The sequence below is a fragment of the Micromonospora psammae genome (assembly GCF_036902725.1).
Lineage (GTDB): Bacteria > Actinomycetota > Actinomycetes > Mycobacteriales > Micromonosporaceae > Micromonospora.
The window spans coordinates 478,666-495,417 of the sequence record NZ_JBAKHM010000002.1 but is presented as its reverse complement, the minus strand read 5'-3'; the positions used below and the strand labels follow the sequence as shown (position 1 = coordinate 495,417).

Below are 16,752 nucleotides of genomic sequence, written 5' to 3'. Positions count from 1 at the left end.
AAAGGTGAGAGTACTCATGGCAGAACGTCCCAGCAGCAGCCCCGATGCTGCGTCTACTGGCGCGCCGGTCGCTGAACTGGTGCAGCGCGCCACCGAACAGATCACCAAGTTGGTGCGCGACGAGCTGACGATGGCTCGGGCGGAGCTGATCACGAAGGGCAAACACGCCGGCACCGGCGCCGGGCTGCTCGGTGGCGGCGCCGCGCTCGGCCTCTACGCCGGCGGCAGCGCCGTCGCCACGATCGTCCTTGCCTTGGCCGCGATCATGCCCGATGCGCTGGCCGCCCTCATCGTCACGGTGATCCTGGCCATCGCCGCCGCCATCGCGGCGCAACGCGGCAAGAAGCAGGTCACCAAAGCCATGCCCGTCACCCCGACGGCGACCAGAGACAGCGTGCGCGCCGACGCCGAGACGATACGCGGCGCAGCGAGTCGGAGAGAGTCATGAGCACGCCAGCGGGAAGCAGCGACCCAGACCAGACCCGACGCGACATCCAGCGCACACGCGCGGAACTCGGCGAGACCGTTGCCGCCCTGGCTGCGAAGACCGACGTCAAGGCCCAGGTCGGCACCAAGGTCACCACCGCCGCCGACGGACTCCGACAGCGTGCCGACCGGGTCGGCCAGTCGGCTAGGACAACAGCGGTGCAGCTGACCCGGACCGTGACTCAGAAGACCTCCCAGCGCGTCACGGCGATCCAGCAAAAGGCGCAACACAGCGCCGATGCGGTACGCAGCTTGATGCGGGCCAGCCCGCAGACCACCGCCAAAGCCGATTCAACCCTGGTCACCTCCGTCCGCGCCGCGACAACCAGAATCGGCATGAAGGTGCGGACGAAACCCGTACCGGTCCTGGCCGCCGCCGGCACCGTGGGCGCCCTCGCGGTCCTCGCCTATCGTCGCCGCCGGTCCCGATGACGAACAGCCCTGCGGACAGCCACGACGCCGTATCGAACAAGCCGGATGAAAGCGCAACCTGAACGTACCCGACCTACAGGCGAAGCGGGCGAGTCCTCACGACCCGCCCGCCTTCAGCGAACTCCCGGCACAGCAACGCGAGTCACGGCTGGCCTAGAGCTCGATACCGCCGTCGGCGGCTGGGCCTCAGGATGTTCGCCTCAACCTCTTCGTGGCGAACCTGATCGTGGACCGGCTGGTCCTGAACCACCCCGTCCTTGGCCAAGCGGCCACCCTCGAGGGGCCACCTGCTCCTTGCCCAGCGCCGACCGCTCGGCCCGCAGAGTCGACCAGCCCACCCAGCTCGGTGCCCTCTCACCATCGCGAGGTACTGCGGCTTCCGTCGGGTGACCTACCGACGCCGCCGCAAGAACTGAGGAGTACCTGCGGATGGCCCGACGCGCCCGTATCAGCACCTGGGAACTCGCGGTCGGTGACCTCGTCCTCAATCTTCGGGACCTTCGCTGTGCAACCTCTGATGCGGGCCATCGAGCACCCGAGGCGACTTCAAGATCATATCGCGTCGATCTATCAGCTCCCTGCGCCCGCTGCTGAAGCCGGATGCCACGCCTTGGCGGGGCCAGCAGCCGTCGTAGTACCGGTCGTTCGCATTACGAGCAGACAGAGGCGCCTCTTTGAACCCCTTGCAGGGCGATTTCGCCAGAGGCCTACCGGCCGGGATCACTGTGCCTAGGCTGACGGCATGGACGATGCCCGCCGCGTCAGCGCCGAGTTCCTCGGCACGCTGCTGCTGGTTTTCATCGGTGTGGGCAGCGCCGTGGCTGCCAGGGAGCAAGGCGGAGTGGTCGTCGTCGCGCTGGCCTTCGGTTTCGTCATGCTGGCGCTGGTCTACACGATCGGTCCGCTGTCGGGCAGCCACGTCAACCCGGCAGTCACCCTCGGCGTACTGCTGTCGCGAAAGATCTCTGTCCTCGGCGCCGTGAGGTACTGGATCGCCCAGCTTGCGGGCGCCACCGTAGCGGGGTTTCTGCTGTTCACACTGACCCGTTGGGGCGGCGTCACCGACGAAACGAAATCGCTGGGCAGCAACGGATACGGCGAGACCATCAACCTCGGCGGCACCATCCTGCTGGAGACCGTGCTTACCTTCCTGTTCGTGCTGGTGGTCCTGGTGGTGTCCAGCCGCACCGAGCACGCCGCCGTCGCCGGCCTCCCCATCGGACTCGCCCTCGCTGCAGCACACCTGGTTGGCGTCGCCCTCGACGGCACGTCGGTCAACCCGGCACGATCACTCGGGCCGGCGTTGTTCGAAGGTGGCAACGCGCTGCAGCAGCTCTGGGTGTTCATCACCTTTCCGATGCTCGGCGGGGCACTGGCGGCCGCGGCGGCATCGCTCATCCTTGGCACCGACCGCCGTCGCGTCACCCATCCGGCGGATTAAGGCTCGGGCGTAGGCGGCAGTGAGCTGCCAGCACCGGCGCGGCACCCGGCCGACGGCCAGGAATCACTCGTCGCCCTCGATGCGGATAGTGAGGTCGTCGTCATCGAAGCGCAGCACGAGACCGGCGCAGACCGTCTCGCCGTCGTGGCCAATACCATCTGGCAGAACACAACAACCATCGGCAGGGTGTGGGCTACGTTGAGGTAGACCGCCAGCGCTGTCGAGAGGAAGTTTCGTGTCCACCAACGCGTACGAGACTGGGCGCATCGGGCTGCTTCTCATTGACACCGTCAACGAATTGTTCGCTGAAGGCGGCAAGGGATACCTTGAATTCAAGGAGGAGTTCGACCGGATCGGCACGTTCGCCAACATCAAGCGTCTTCTCACCGGAGCGCGCGCACAAGAATTTCCAGTATTTTTCGCTCCCATGTCATACACCGAAAGCGACTACACCACTTGGAAACATCTGTCCGGCATTCACCAGGAGATGTACGACAACCGCATGTTCGAGGCCGGAAGTTGGGGTGCGCAATTCCATCCGGAGTTGTCGCCCGAACCGAATGAGGTGGTCATTTCCCCCCACAAGAACATCGATGTCATGGCCAACACTGATCTGGACGTCCAGCTACGGCAGCACAACGTCGAGTATCTGGCGATCGGCGGAATGATCGGAACGATGTGTGTCGAGTCGACCGCGCGCAGCGCGATGGAACGCGGCTACCACGTCACAACGATCACTGACGCCACCGCCGCCGCAGGTGGTAGGGCGGCATACGACGCGATGGTCCTACGGTATCCGTTGATCTCGCACGCAACGTTTTCTGTCGACGAATTCCTAGCAGCTACCCGCGAAGCAAAAGGTTAGCGCCTCAGACACCCCTGCCTGACCTGCGGAACGCGAGACCGCACGTCGGGGCTGTAGGCCGCTGGGCGGTCGTTCGTATTCACGGCCGAGGATCACGAGTACAACAGGTGCAGGGTCATCCCAGCGTCGGCGTGGGCCAGGTTGTGGCAGTGGTTGGCCCACATTCCGGGGTTGTCGGCCCGGAACGCCACCTCCCAGACCTCGCCCGGGCGGACGTCGAAAGAGTCCAGCCACAAGAGACTCCCGGTCGCCGGTCTTCCATTGCGGGTCAACACCAGGACGTGATGCCCGTGCAGGTGCCACGGGTGCACGACCTGGGACCGGTTCACGATCGTGAACTTGACGATGTCGCCGAGGCGTACGACCTGAGGTGGGATGTCCGGATCGGCCGCGCCGTTGACGGTGTGGGCGTACCGCGGAAGCAGTCCGCGCAGGTCGAGGCCGCGGTCGAGAACGAGGGTGAACTCCCTGTCGAACCGGGCCCACGGCACCGGCGAGGCGACGCCGTAGGTGAGCGGATCCAGCACCGGCCACGCGCCGGTCGCCGCCGACACCGGTCCGGTCGCGTAGACCTCGCGTCCGTCGACGGACAGCGCCACCGGCGTGGCGGGCGCGGTGAACACCAGGTCGTAACGTCCCCCGGCCGGAATCAGCACGGCGGTGGCGACGAGCGGCGTCGGGTTCCGCAGGTCGGATCCGTCGATCGCGGCGACCCGGAACGGGGTCCCGGCCAACGCGTACCGGTGTGTCGTGCTGTCGGTGTTGATCAGCCGCAGCCGCACGCGCACTCCCGCCTCGACCGGCTCCACTCTCGGTGCGGGCAGTGGAAGCCCGGCAAGGGTGTGCACCGGCACGGTGACGTCGACGCCGGTCACCGGCGCCGGGCGTACCACCAGGGCACCGTAGAGCCCCTTCCGCACGCCGACGTCGGATGCCGCGTGCGTGTGGTACCAGTACGTCCCGACCTGGTCGGCGCGGAACCGGTAGACGAACTCCTGTCCGGGCAGCACCGCCGCCTGCGTCACGCCGGGCACCCCGTCCTGACTGTTCGGCACGTCGTACCCGTGCCAGTGCAGCGTGACCCCCCGCGCGATGTTCCGGTTGCGCAGCGTCACCTCCAGGACGTCGCCGACGGTGGCGGTCAACTCCGGTCCGGGGACCTGCCCGTTGAACGCCCACGCCGCGACGTCCCGGCCGCTCACGTCCACCGTGGCGGTCCCGGCCGTCAGGGTGAACCGCCGGGTCGGTTCACCGGCGGTCCGCGCATCCCGATATCCATGATCATGCGCTACGCCGGTGACGGCGTCCGGAGTGACGGCCAGCCCGGTTCCGGTCACCAGCGCCGCGACCGCCGCCGCGAGGGCCGCCCGGGACACCGTCGGCGACGGGCGTGCACCGAGGACCCGCCACGTGACCGTGGTCGCGGCGAGGACCCCGGCGACCGCCAGCAGTCCGACTCCCGCCGACGCCGGATAGCCGTGCAGGACCGTCACGAGCAGGCCGCCACTCGCGGCGTACCCGGCGAAGAGAAGCGGGACCGCGACGGAGCGGATGTCGCCCGGGGCCCGCAGCAGCCGCGGCCCGGCGACGGCCACCGCCGCGAGTGACAGTGGGGCGGCGATGAGGACCTTCTCCGCCGCGAACCACCAGCCGGCGCGGGCGAGCGCGATGATCGTGATCGCCCGGGCGAGCGTGGCCAGCAGCGCGAAGGCGACCAGTCCCAGGGCGAGCGGCCGACGCCGGGCGGCCGACGCGGCGCCGCCGCCCAGCCAGCCGGCGGCCGCGAGGACCGCGATCACCAGGTCGGCTGCGAGCAGCGAGCCGGTGGTCATGCCGGCTCCCCTGCCCGGACGGACACCGGGATGGCGTCGGCCGCCGGCGGGTTGGCCAGCTTTCGCGCCGCCTGGTGGACGCTGACCACGACGTGCACCGCGATGATGCCGTTGAGCGCGTGCAGCCCGGCGATGGTCAGGCCGAACGGGGTGCTGGCGCCCGCGGCGTCGGTGGACCCGTTCGCGAGCCCGGCGAGGAGCGCCTGCACGACGACCAGGCCGAGCGGCAGGGCCGCCAGTCCGACGATCCGGCCCGGCGCCTTCGCCAGCACGGCGCACAGGATGGTGAGCAGGGTGAGACCGGGGATGACCGCCATTCCGGTGATGCTGTGCAGCGTGTACGCGTCGTCGCCGGCGGGTTCGGTGAACGCGCCGACGGCGGCGAAGATGAACTGCAGGGCGAACGCGGCGAGCGACAGAGTGCTGACGATGACGAAGGCCTTGCGCATGGTGAGTTCCTAGTGACGAGTCGGGGACAGGGCCTGGGCGACGTGATCGGTGGCCGTGATCGCGCCGTACGCGACCAGCCGCACGAGGTCGGCGTCGTCCGGATGGGAGAGCCGCCAGAGGGCGACGTCGCCCGGGCTGATCGCGCTGGGCGCGAACGCCGCCAGCAGCGCTATCCGCGTGCCGACGCGGTCCGTGGCGGGCACGTCCCGGACCAGATCGACGGCCCAGTCCGCGGGCCGGGTCGGATGCCGTCCGTCCTCCCACCGCACGGTGGCCGTGACGGTCTGGCGAGCCACCTCGCCCAGGAGGTCCCCGCCGCGCGTGGCGGCGTCCTTCAGCGCCCCGTACGCGATGGCGACCGGGCTGTCCCCGGCCCAGGCAGGTGGCACCGTCGTGGCGGCGTCGAGTAGCGGAAGGCTCCCGCCGGGCTCCTTCGGCTCCCGGGCGCTCCTGGCGTAGAGCCGGCCCCCGACGGACCGCACCAGCGGGGAGCGCTGCAGGCCGCCGGGCAGCAGATCCGCATCGAGCAGCGCCGAGACGATCCGGTTGATGAACTGGAAGGCGAGCAGGGTGCCGGTGACCTCGATGCGGTACGGGCTGGTCCAGCCGGCGGCCCGAGGGCTCCGGCTGGCCTCGGCCCAGGCGACGAGCTCGGCGTGCCGCGGCTCCGGTGGCGTCCCGCCCCGGGCGATGACCTCGGCCAGCTCGTGCTCGCCCAGGGCGTGCAGCAGCAGCACGTGGGCGTCGACGCAGAACCGGCAGCGGTTGGCCCGGGACACCGCCGCCGCGACGAGCTCGCGATCCACCCGGGACGCGTCCCCGGCGAGGAGGGCCTCGCGCATCAGCGCCCACGTCGCGGCCTGCACCTCCGGCACGGCCGCGAGCGCCTGGAAGGTGGGTACCGGCCCGAGGAAGTCGTCCCGCAACTGCCGGTAGACCTGTGCGGTCAGACCGGTCGCCGCCTTCGCGGGATCGGGGGTGAAGAAGCGGTATGTCATGGGCTCGATGCTTGCCTCGGCGGGCCGGAAAAACGTCGTGCCGCCGCAGGCACCTGGCCGGTTGCCGATACCACCTCCGTGGTACGCCCTTCTACCGCAGGCGCCGGATGCTCCCTGATGACGGCCGGTTCTACAGTTCGACCATGCGCGATCTGCCGTACGCCCTCAGTGGCCTCGCCCTCGGCGGCCTCCTGCTGGGAAACGCCGCGCTCGCGCCGGACGCCGCGCCGGTGGGGGCGACCGACGTCGCCCTGCTCCTGGTCATGGCGGCGGCCCTGGCGGTGTGCCGGCGCTACCCGGTGGTGGCGTTGGGCGTGGCGACCGCCGCCATGCTGGTCCTCCACGTCCGGGTACACGCCGGGGTGTCCGCCGCGTTCCCCGTCCTCGGCACGGTCTACCTGGCCGCCTGGCGGGGGCACCGCGCGGCGGCCGCCCTGGCCAGTCTCGTCTTCCTCGGCGGCTTCCTGGCCCGCGACGTCTCGGTCGCGCCCGCCGACCGGCCCAGCCAGCAGATCGTCGAGCGGACCGCCCTGCTGCTGGGCTGGTTCTTCGCCGCCAACGTCGCCGGACTCGTCGCACGGCAGCGCCGGGCGTACCTGGAACAGGTCGAGCAGCGGGCGGTCGAGGCCGAACGCACCCGCGAGGAGATGGCGTTGCGCCGCGCCGGGGAGGAGCGCCTGCGCATCGCCCGGGACCTGCACGACTCGCTGACCCACAGCATCTCCGTGATCAAGGTGCAGGCCGGGATCGCCGTACACCTGGCCCGCAAGCACCACGAGGAACCGTCCGCCGCGCTGCTGGCGATCCAGGAGGCCAGCGGCGCCGCGATGCGGGAGCTTCGCGCGACGCTGGACGTCCTGCGCTCGCCCTCCGACGCGGACCGCGTCGGACTGGCCCGGGTGGGCGAGCTCGCCGAGCGGACCCGGGCGGCCGGCGTACCGGTGCAGGTGACCGTCACCGGTCAGCCGCGGGACCTACCCGCCGAGGTCGACCAGGCCGGGTATCGGGTGGTCCAGGAGGCGCTGACCAACGTGGCCCGCCACGCCGGAGCCGCCACCGCCCAGATCCACATCGAGTACGCCCCGGCGCAGCTGACCGTCTCGGTGGATGACGACGGCCGGGCGTCGCCGGCCGGGCCGGTGACACCGGGGGTGGGCCTGCGCGGCATGCGGGAACGGGTCACCGGACTGGGCGGGACGCTGCAGGCCGTCGCGCGCGACGGCGGCGGGTTCGCCGTCCGGGCCACCATCCCGCTGGACGGTCAAGGGTGATCCGGGTCCTGCTCGTCGACGACCAGGCGCTGATGCGGGCCGGATTCCGGGCGTTGCTCGACGCCGAGGACGACCTGGAGGTCGTCGGCGAGGCCGCCGACGGCGCATCGGCCGTCCAACTGTCGCGACGCCTGCGGCCGGACGTCGTGCTGATGGACGTGCAGATGCCGGGACTCGACGGCATCGAAGCCACCCGGCGCATCGCCGCCGACCCCGACCTCGCCGCCGTCCGCGTCCTCATCCTCACCAACTACGGGCTCGACACCTACGTCTTCGCCGCACTCCGTGCGGGCGCCAGCGGGTTCCTCCTCAAGGACGCCGACCCCGCCGACCTGCTGCAGGCCGTCACCGTCGTGGCGCGCGGCGACGCGCTGCTCGCCCCGGCGGTCACGCGCACGCTCATCAGCGAGTTCGTCACCGGCCCACCGCCGGCCGAGCCGGCGGCCGGGCGCGACCTGCTGACCGCCCGCGAACAGGAGATCGTCGAGCTCGTCGCCCGGGGGCTGAGCAACGACGAGATCGCCGCGCGCATGGTGATCAGTCCGTTGACCGCCAAGACACACGTCAACCGGGCGATGACGAAGCTGCACTGCCGCGACCGTGCCCAGCTGGTCGTGTGGGCGTACGAGTCGGGGCTGGTCACGCCGCGTCGCCGGTGACAGCCGGTCGGCGGCATGCCGGTAGGTCGGCGGTCGGGGTAGGTTGCACAGTCATGGCCACGATCGCCGACGTGCGTCACGAACTCGCCAGCCTCGCCGACCCGCAGCGGGCAGCGGCATCGAGCCGGTTTCTGCAGATGACTCCAGGCGGGTATGGCGAGGGCGACACGGCCATTGGTGTCCCGGTGCCGGAACAGCGCAGGGTGGCCGCCCGGTACTGGCGCGACCTCTCCCTGCCGGAAACGGCGAAGCTGCTGACCAGCAGCGTGCACGAGGAGAGGCTGACGTCGCTGTTCATCCTGGTGCGAAAGTTCACCAAGGCAGACGAGGAGGAACGGGGAAAGATCTTCGGCATCGTCCTGGCCAACACCGACCGCATCAACAACTGGGACCTGGTGGACTCATCCGCGCCGTACATCGTCGGCCCCTGGCTGGTCGACAAGGACCGGAGCGTCCTGGACCGGTTGGCCGAGTCGAGCCTGGTGTGGGACCGGCGCATCGCCATCATGGCGACTTTCGCCTTCATCAGGGCCGGTGACTTCCATTGGACCTTCCGGCTCAGTGAACGGCTCCTGCGCGACCCGCACGACCTCGTTCAGAAGGCGGTGGGCTGGATGCTGCGCGAGGTGGGTAACCGGGACAGAGCCGCGGAGGAGGAGTTTCTGGCTCGACGTTACCGGGTCATGCCACGGGTCATGCTGCGGTACGCGATCGAGAAGTTCGAACCGCAGCGACGCAGGGAGTACCTGTCCGGCGTGGCCTAGATGATCGATGTCCGCCAGCTGGTGGGCTCGTTGTGGTGACTCTCCGGGCTCTTCACAAAGCGGGGTGTAGTTGGGGTCTGAATCCGCCGGTTTCGAGGAGTGCCCTGGCGATGTAGTGGGTGAGGTTGCGGAAGCCGAGGGCGATGCCGGCGGGGCGTCGGCGATGCTGTGGGCGTGGAGTACGTATCCAGAGTGCCGCGACCGCCGCTGGACGGGCTGATCGACGACCTTTACTACCTGGAGGGTGCGTCGCCGTACGCCCGGCTGACGCTGCCGCCGATGCCGGCAGCGTTGCTCATCGTCAACCTCGGGGCGCCGTTCCGCATCCGCGCCGGCACCGACATCGAGCCGGCCGAGTACGCCGACGGCTGCGTGGTCACCATGCCCACCCGCGCGTTGGAGTTCGGCTACCCACTCCGGACCCGGTCCGTCGGCGTGCACTTCAAGCCGTGGGGGCTGGCGCCGTTCCTGCCGATGCCCGCGGCCGAGCTGTGTGACCGGCCGGTGACGGTAGAGCAGGTGTGGGGCCGGCCCGCCATCGCCGAGCTGCGAGACCGGCTGGCCACGGCGGACGGACCGCACGAGATGCTGACGCTGCTCGAGGAAGAGCTGACACGACGGCTGTGCGAGACCGCCGGCCTGGGACTGGTCCGCCATACGAGCAGCGTCATCGCGGCGACCAGCGGGGCGGTGGCGATCGGCGACCTGAGGGTGGCAGCCGGTGTCAGCAGCACTCATCTGGCACAGCGGTTCAAGGAGCTCATCGGCGTCACGCCGAAGCGGCTGGCCCGCACCTACCGCTTCGCCGCCACCGTGTTCGCGATCAACCCCGCCGAACCGATCGACTGGGGCGACCTCGCCGGTCGCGCAGGCTACTTCGACCAGGCCCACTTCGGCCACGAGTTCCGGGCGTTCACCGGGCTCACGCCGACCCGGTACGTCGAAGTCCGGCGGCGGTTCCTGCGCGAGCATCCCGGCCACGCGCTGGACAGCTGGCCGCTGCCGGCCGATTGATTTCTTACAAGAGCGACAGCTCACGACACGCCAATATGGGGGCATCCCAAAGCAGAGGAGAGCCCCGTGGGCAAAGTGGTCATGTACAGCTCGGTGTCGGTGGACGGCTTCGTCGCGGACGAGAATGACCAGCCCGGACCGCTGTTCGACTGGTTGTCCAGCGGTGACGTCCCGTTGGACGAGAGCGGAGAGTTGAAGGTGTCGCAGACGTCTTACGACTACATCCGGCCGTACTGGGACCAGATCGGGGCGACAATCGTCGGCCGCCACGTCTTCGACATGACGGACGGCTGGGGCGGGAAGCCTCCGAGCGGGATCGACCACGTGGTCGTCGTGACGCACCGGCCGGAGCCCGAGGGCTGGGACCCCGAGGCGCCGTTTCACTTCGTCGACGGCGTCGAGGCAGCCGTGGCCAAGGCGCAGGAACTTGCGGGTGGCCGCATGGTCGAGGTCGCCGCTGGCGAGGTCGGTGGCCAGGTGCTTGCCGCGGGCCTGGTCGACGAGGTGCGCATGGACGTCGTACCCGTCGTGTTCGGGTCCGGCAAGCGCTACTTCGGGTCGGTCCACGCGCAGCACCTGTTGGAGGATCCTGACGTGGTGATTCAGGGCAACCGGGTGCTTCACCTGCGCTATCAGGTGCGCCGATGACCGATCTGGCCGGGTACGCGAAGAAGTTCACTGCGAACGGTGACACAAGATCGGCCTCCGGCTGCGTTTGCGCATCGCTGCCCCGGGACCGACGCGCCAGCCAACATCCAGCCAGCGATCACCCCCTCAACTGGGAAGATCCACTTTCCGAGCGCCACGGTGAACATGGAATTGCCCACCATGTTCGGCGATTCCTATTCGACCATTTCTTTCCGGGTCGGTAGAACCGCGGTGACGAGCGCCATGGCGATCACCCAACCCAGGAGCGCGATGCCGAGCGACTGGGCTGGCGGCATCTCTGGGTGGCGGTGAGCGGCAACTTCTGCGACTGTCGTTACGGCGACCGCAGTGGCCAGGACCGCCCCCAGCGTCCACCACTTGTGCGACCAGCCCAGTAGCAGAAGCCCGGACAATGCGCCGACGAGCAGCAGCAATCCGACGGCGGGATCGTCGGTTCCGAGGATTGGCAGGTCCTCGATCGCCGTGACGCACAAGCGGCGGAGGCGGGGCGAAACGGTGAGCGCAAGCCCGATCGCCACCAGGAGCCAGCCGAGCATGCGGGCGGGCACTCGTTTCCTGCGCGGACCCCTGACGCTCAACGGCCACTTCGACACGACGACCGCGATGGCGATGAGAGCGGCCGAGCACGCGATGGTCTCCGGCCAGGAGGCGAGGCCGGGGCCGATACGCGCTCCACTTTCGGAACGGGGAGCGCGGAGGAGCCAGAAGCCCAGCACGGCGAACGCCACGCTCATCGCCCAGCCGATACACGCCCGGAGGCGGGCTCTTCGCCACAGCCGCTCGGCGGACGCTGCCCAGTCTTCCCCCCACTGGCGGGCCTGATGTCGGAGTCGATGCCACGCCAGCCAGGCCGAGAGCTGCCAGCCGCACATGATGGCGGCGACGGCCAGGGCCGTCACTGCGGCGACGGAAGTTGGCGTGAATCCGGACCGGGAAGTTCCGTCCGCGTCCGGGCCGGTCACGGCGGCGGCCAGGAGCAGCAGGACGGCGGTCGCGGTGGCGCGCAGTGGATCGGCGGCGAGCGGCAGGAGCACCCACAGCGGCCGTCCGGCGAGCATGAGGACTCGCACCATGGCGGTGTACCAGGTCCACGTCGACGGCCAGAACGCACGGTAGAGCAGCTGGGTCAGGCGGCTGGCCAGGCCGAATCGGTAGGCGGGGCGTAGGTCCCTGACGGTTTCGCTGCCGGCTACGAAGCTTTCGGCCCGCTGGCGCGCGGTTGGGGTCGCCACACCGTCCGCCGTGTCCGAGTCGGTGAGCAGCCAGTACTGCAACCACGCCTGCGCGCCCCGCTTCAGGCAGTCGAGCTGCTGCCGGGAGACCGGTGCGTCCTTGACCGGACGCGGCGGGACGGTGGCGTACACGGGGGTCAGCATTCCCTGCCACTCGCTGAGGGACAGCTCTGGCGGCAATTTCTCCACGTAGCGGTTCCACGCCTGTTGCAGCGCTTCGAAGTTGTTACGCAGGTTCGCGTCGTTCAGCAGCATGTCGACCAGGCCGCCGGTCGCGTCGAGTTGTCCCCAGGCCCAGTCATTCGTCCGCCAGCGACTTGCGATGAAGCCGCCGAAGTTGCGGGCGGTGTTGCCGGCGAGTTTGGATTTGGAGCTGAGCAGCGGGGTGGTGGGATCGACAGGACTCTTGTGCAGGCGAGCCAGGAGTCGGGTTTCCCGCTCCGCTCGGACGAGCTTGGTGAACAGTGCTTCGAATGGTGTCGGTTGGTTTCCGGTCACCTGGTGGTAGCGGATGGTCGAGGTGGTGCCGGGGACGCCCCCGGCGGCCGCGAAAACGGTGTGGAGCTTCGTGATCTCGACGAACTGCAGCGGGCTGTGGTGCAGCACGTGGAAGAGGGAATCGTCCCAGTGCTTTTGTTCAGCCGGGCTCACGCCGCTGCGGTATCTTGCGTCGGCTATCGCAGCACCGCGCTCCTGGATTTCCCTGCGTATGTTCTCCAGGCAGCACCACAGGTCGTTCAGTAGCCGCCAGTCAGCGGTGCTCTCCGGCGAATCGATGACCACGCCCCGGACGGGGTAGCGCTCCGCGAGCCGCCGGTAGAAGTCGATCTCGTCCACGCTCGTGTTGACGTCGAGGGCTTCCGTGAGGCGCTCACCCAAGGGGGCCAACGCGTGTTGGTAGTTCAGGCTGCGGCGGACGGCGGTGGCGAGGTCGGGCGGCTCGGATCGCTGCCGGGTCGGGCCCCGAAAGTCGCGCAGGAATTCGGCATCGGCCAGATCGCGTATCCGGACGGCGATGCGCAGCAGCCGGTAGAGGGGACGTTTGAGCCGGGAGACGTCCCGTGGCTCGGGGAGCTCGGAGCGGAGTTGCTTGGCCTCCAGTTCCCGTATCCAGGCGATGAGGAGGGTGGCCGTGTCGTTGACCGCGTGGATGTCGCACGACAGTCGGGGACACACGTCGCGGTCGTAGTAGGCCGTGGCCAGCATGTTCTCGACGGTGAGGGCTTCGGGCTCGCCGAGCACCTCATACGGGCCGGCCAACGGCGTACGACCGATGGTGGCCTGGGCCGGCCGGGTGAGCAGTAGCGTGAGTCGTGGGGTGTCGGTGGCGAGCCGGTAGGTGGCGTAGGCCTTGTCATCGAGCTGAGCGTCGGTCAGCCTCTCGGTCCGGCTGAGCTGCCGTGCCAGGGCCTCCTGTCGGCCGCGCGCCGCCAACGCCCGGTCGTTGTGTTCCCGGATGAGGCCGAGCTCGTCGTCTACCGTCTCCGACCGTTGTTTCATGGCGATGGCCCGGGTGATGGTTCTCAACCAGTGCAGCGCGCTGCGGTAGTCCGAGCCTCGAGTGTGCGCCGCTACCGGCGTCGGTGGATCCGGATCGAGGTAGATGAGCCGTCGCTCGGTTGGTGCGGACGACCGGGCGATGTTGATGGCCCGTAACGCACGGTCGATCGGTATGTTGTCGAATACGCCGCCGTCGATGACGTGGAACGGGCGGGCCCCCGGCCCGTGCAGTGGGGTGCCGGCGGGCCGGGTGCCCGAGAATGTTCCCGACATCTCCGGAACGTTCGTGGCGTCCGTCCCTTCGGCGTATGCGGTGGAGCGGCCGGCGACGGCGTGGATGGAAGCGGGCTCGAACGCGCCCGGAAAGGACGACGTCGAGCGTCCGGCCAGTGCCAGCCGGTCGAGTTGGAACTGCACGGGCGGCGGAAGCTCGCCTGCGTTGTCGGTCACGTCCGACGGCCCGGGGAGGTCGGTGAAACCCGATTCGAGGGGGGCCTGCCGGCGTACGAAATGGAACTGGGCCCGTCCCTCCCGCAGCGCCCGCTCGACCACGCCCTCATCCGCCAGGAGGGTCGCCGAAAGGTCGATGGTCACCTCCTCGGCCGCCACGTCCGGATCACCACGCCGGACGAGGCTGCTCAACTCTTTGCGGATCTCCTGGTAGAAGTACAGATCGCCGCTGAGCAGTGACGGCACGCGCCCGGTGGGCAGGGTAGGGCGCAGCATTTTCCATATGCCAGCAGCGTCACGCCAGACCGCCTCCATGCTGTCCATCGTGGCGCCGACGCTCTGCGCCACCCCGTAGATGACGGCGTTCAGGCCGCCGGCGCTGGCGCCGGCCAGGATGTCGACGTCGACCTGGTGGTAGCCGGCGAGCCTGAGCAGGTCGCCGTAGATCTCAGCCCGTTTCGTCTGGCCGGGACGCGTGCCTGTCCACTCCGGGCGGCGCAGCGTCGCCCTGCCGTCGTCTTCGAGCCGGACCCGGCGCAGGACATCTATCTCGCTCATCGCGCCGCCGATCCACACGGCGAGACTCACCCCGCCACGCAGGGCGAGCGCGATGCGCAGTATGCGGCGCGGCTGGCTGTCCTCCGCAGCGGCTCCGATCAGTGACCCTGGCCTCTCTGAGTCCACGACCACCCCGTCCCGTCCGGCGCGCGTGTCACCTGCCCTTATGCCCCTTCTGCTCCGATAGTGGCACGGGCGGGCGGTGGCGCAGAGCCGATCGACGCGAAAAGCCTGTACCGCGCCACGGGCACCGTCCGCTCGACGTACCGCTCAGTCCCCGTCGGGACCGGCAGCCTCGACGATCGAGACGGGAGTGCCCAGTTCGACGGTACGGGAGACGGTGCAGAGTCGATCGTGCGACTGCTGCAGCGACCGGGGCAGCGCCTCGCGCGCCTTGTCGCCGTCCGCCCCCGCCGGGAACGTCACGGTGAACTCGACCCTGAGGTTCTGCATCCGATTCCCTCCGGTCTCGTCACGGATCTTGTCGCCAGTGACTTCGACGGAGAACTGGGTCGGCTCGGCGCGCCGGCTGGTGATGTGGTCCACGTCTACCGCAGTGCAGCCACCGATGGCAGCCAGAAGCAGTTCCACCGGCGTGAAGCTGCCGTCCTCGCCCGTTCCCATCGACATCGATCCGCCGCGGACATTCCGCACGACGTACTTCCCCACACTGGTGCGCTCGATCTCCACCGAGCGGAAGGTGTCTTCAGGCATGCCACGGACGCTACCCATGCCTCCTGGGCCCGAGCCACCGGCCCGGCCGATCCTCACCGCAGGAGTGACCGCCATATCAGCCTGAACGAGGTTGCGAACATAAGCGATCTTCGACGCACTCCCCTGGCCGTCCCCGCCGGACACCAGCAGGTCCGCCATTGCAGGAGATCGAACTCCGCGGATGCGCGTGGCATCCAAAGGTATCCAGAAACGCTCGAAACGGGTCGGCTCCCGCTCACCGTCGTGGTCTTCCTGGCTCGCCCACCGATCGGGCGCCCACCCGTGCAGCGCCAACTGGAAGACGTGACGACGGCAAATCACGAACCGGAGCGGGCTGATGTCGTACTCGACCTCACCCAGCGTGCGGACGACGGTGAAGCCCGTCAGACCGGTCTCTTCGCGGACCTCGCGTAGCGCCGCACCCTTGGGAGCCTCACCCACGCGCTGCCCCCCGCACCTGGATGCCGACCTCAAGGAGGGCGCCGCACCAGAGCAAAAGCAAAGCCGCGGACCCCGGTGGAAGCCCTGCCGTCAGCCGGTCCGCCAATCCTCGACCTGCATGCTGCATTCGGTCACTGCGCTCCGCAGGCCGAACGATAGCTTGATCGCGTTACCCATCCATCTGTTGATCTCTGACATGGGCCGGTCGTAGGAGGCGTGGCCCTTGCAGCCGTTGCCGTGTGTTTGCAGATCGACGCGGAACTGGAAGTAGGTCTCGATCTTGTTACCTGCCGTCACGGTGAGACCTGTTGCGTCCAGGCGGCTGAGATAGATGGACGCGGCGATCCCCGGCGCCTGGACCTCGCGCTCGGCGACGCTCAGTTGGGAGGCAATTCCTGCATAGGCCACCGCCAGCGTATCGGCGAGGGAATGGGGTGAGGTGAAGGTGCCGATCTCGCCTGCGCTGATCGCGGCACTTCTCTTCTTGCTGAAAATCCCCATCTTGCTCATCCCCTTGTCGTTTTCCCCAGTGGGCGCGTGCAACGTCCCGGTCTCAAACCCGGTAACGGTCGTGTCGACGGATGGACCTGCCCGGCGCAGCCTGACTGAGCGACGGCCGGCACGCCGCGATCACCCATCACGGGCGCCAGCTGTCCTCCCATGATTCCTTGATGCTCGGCTTGCGCCTCCTCAGATTGCTGATCTCCCGCTGGGCCAGTTCAATCGTCTTACGTGCCGTTTGCTGCTCGTAGGGCACCTTGAAGCGCTTGTACTTCTCGATGTGTTCACGGATTGCTTTGCGCTGGCCATCCACCTTGTCGGATTCGTCGCTCATATGACGCTCCTTGTGGGCTCAAGGCACCTGCGGCGAATAGATTGCGAAGAGACCATATCCATTGAACTTCGAGTTTGGGCCAACCGTTTGGATCATTCACGTCGCCTAACGTCGATCAATCGCATCGTTTGATGCCGACTC

At 68.8% G+C, this 16,752-nt stretch carries 16 protein-coding genes; 9 read left to right on the top strand and 7 right to left on the bottom strand.

Annotated features, from left to right (window positions below; genetic code table 11):
- Positions 1 to 16 precede the first annotated feature (16 nt).
- The 4 genes from V6U79_RS05650 (at position 17) to V6U79_RS05635 (ending at position 3,224) form a co-directional block, all read left to right on the top strand.
- Positions 17 to 448, top strand: coding sequence for a phage holin family protein (locus V6U79_RS05650; RefSeq protein ID WP_334521537.1), 432 nt, complete (start codon positions 17 to 19; stop codon positions 446 to 448).
- Complete coding sequence (locus tag V6U79_RS05645) at positions 445 to 918, top strand: DUF3618 domain-containing protein (RefSeq protein ID WP_334521540.1); 474 nt, start codon at positions 445 to 447, stop codon at positions 916 to 918. The genes V6U79_RS05650 and V6U79_RS05645 overlap by 4 nt, the downstream gene beginning before the upstream one ends.
- Before the next feature lie 742 nt (positions 919 to 1,660).
- A complete protein-coding gene (locus tag V6U79_RS05640; protein ID WP_334613747.1) occupies positions 1,661 to 2,359 on the top strand; it encodes an MIP/aquaporin family protein in 699 nt (232 codons plus the stop codon).
- Positions 2,360 to 2,594: 235 nt separating this feature from the next.
- Entirely contained in the window at positions 2,595 to 3,224 is a 630-nt protein-coding gene (locus tag V6U79_RS05635) for a cysteine hydrolase family protein (RefSeq protein ID WP_334521544.1), read from the top strand.
- 92 nt (positions 3,225 to 3,316) lie between these two features.
- Here V6U79_RS05635 and V6U79_RS05630 read toward each other — a convergent pair whose 3' ends face one another.
- Genes V6U79_RS05630 through V6U79_RS05620 form a run of 3 tightly spaced genes read right to left on the bottom strand, consistent with a single transcriptional unit; the run spans position 3,317 to position 6,504 of the window.
- On the bottom strand, positions 3,317 to 5,056 hold the full coding sequence (locus tag V6U79_RS05630; RefSeq protein ID WP_334613746.1) for a multicopper oxidase family protein: 1,740 nt from the start codon (positions 5,054 to 5,056) through the stop codon (positions 3,317 to 3,319).
- Positions 5,053 to 5,505, bottom strand: coding sequence for a DUF6220 domain-containing protein (locus V6U79_RS05625; RefSeq protein ID WP_334521550.1), 453 nt, complete (start codon positions 5,503 to 5,505; stop codon positions 5,053 to 5,055). The genes V6U79_RS05630 and V6U79_RS05625 overlap by 4 nt, the downstream gene beginning before the upstream one ends.
- 9 nt (positions 5,506 to 5,514) lie before the next feature.
- Positions 5,515 to 6,504, bottom strand: coding sequence for a carboxymuconolactone decarboxylase family protein (locus V6U79_RS05620; RefSeq protein WP_334521552.1), 990 nt, complete (start codon positions 6,502 to 6,504; stop codon positions 5,515 to 5,517).
- Positions 6,505 to 6,647: 143 nt separating this feature from the next.
- Between V6U79_RS05620 and V6U79_RS05615 the strand changes: the two genes are divergently transcribed.
- The 5 genes from V6U79_RS05615 (at position 6,648) to V6U79_RS05595 (ending at position 10,860) form a co-directional block, all read left to right on the top strand.
- Complete coding sequence (locus V6U79_RS05615; RefSeq protein WP_334521554.1) at positions 6,648 to 7,775, top strand: sensor histidine kinase; 1,128 nt, start codon at positions 6,648 to 6,650, stop codon at positions 7,773 to 7,775.
- Positions 7,772 to 8,434 (top strand): response regulator, encoded by a 663-nt coding sequence (locus tag V6U79_RS05610; protein ID WP_334521556.1) that lies wholly within the window; start codon positions 7,772 to 7,774, stop codon positions 8,432 to 8,434. Before V6U79_RS05615 ends, V6U79_RS05610 begins: the two co-directional genes overlap by 4 nt.
- Positions 8,435 to 8,487: 53 nt before the next feature.
- On the top strand, positions 8,488 to 9,198 hold the full coding sequence (locus tag V6U79_RS05605; RefSeq protein ID WP_334521559.1) for a DNA alkylation repair protein: 711 nt from the start codon (positions 8,488 to 8,490) through the stop codon (positions 9,196 to 9,198).
- A 174-nt stretch (positions 9,199 to 9,372) separates the two neighbouring features.
- Positions 9,373 to 10,212 (top strand): helix-turn-helix domain-containing protein, encoded by an 840-nt coding sequence (locus V6U79_RS05600; RefSeq protein WP_334521562.1) that lies wholly within the window; start codon positions 9,373 to 9,375, stop codon positions 10,210 to 10,212.
- Positions 10,213 to 10,278: 66 nt separating this feature from the next.
- Positions 10,279 to 10,860 (top strand): dihydrofolate reductase family protein, encoded by a 582-nt coding sequence (locus tag V6U79_RS05595; RefSeq protein ID WP_334521565.1) that lies wholly within the window; start codon positions 10,279 to 10,281, stop codon positions 10,858 to 10,860.
- A 194-nt stretch (positions 10,861 to 11,054) separates the two neighbouring features.
- On the opposite strand, the gene V6U79_RS05590 is transcribed toward V6U79_RS05595, so the two are convergent.
- The 4 genes from V6U79_RS05590 to V6U79_RS05575 all read right to left on the bottom strand — a co-directional run bounded on the left by V6U79_RS05590 (position 11,055) and on the right by V6U79_RS05575 (position 16,611).
- On the bottom strand, positions 11,055 to 14,747 hold the full coding sequence (locus tag V6U79_RS05590; protein WP_334613745.1) for a patatin-like protein: 3,693 nt from the start codon (positions 14,745 to 14,747) through the stop codon (positions 11,055 to 11,057).
- A gap of 144 nt (positions 14,748 to 14,891) precedes the next feature.
- On the bottom strand, positions 14,892 to 15,776 hold the full coding sequence (locus tag V6U79_RS05585; protein WP_334521569.1) for an OsmC family protein: 885 nt from the start codon (positions 15,774 to 15,776) through the stop codon (positions 14,892 to 14,894).
- Between the two features lie 90 nt (positions 15,777 to 15,866).
- Positions 15,867 to 16,286, bottom strand: a complete 420-nt coding sequence (locus tag V6U79_RS05580) for a hypothetical protein (protein WP_334521572.1) — start codon at positions 16,284 to 16,286, stop codon at positions 15,867 to 15,869.
- A 127-nt stretch (positions 16,287 to 16,413) separates the two neighbouring features.
- Complete coding sequence (locus V6U79_RS05575; protein ID WP_334521575.1) at positions 16,414 to 16,611, bottom strand: hypothetical protein; 198 nt, start codon at positions 16,609 to 16,611, stop codon at positions 16,414 to 16,416.
- Positions 16,612 to 16,752 lie beyond the last annotated feature (141 nt).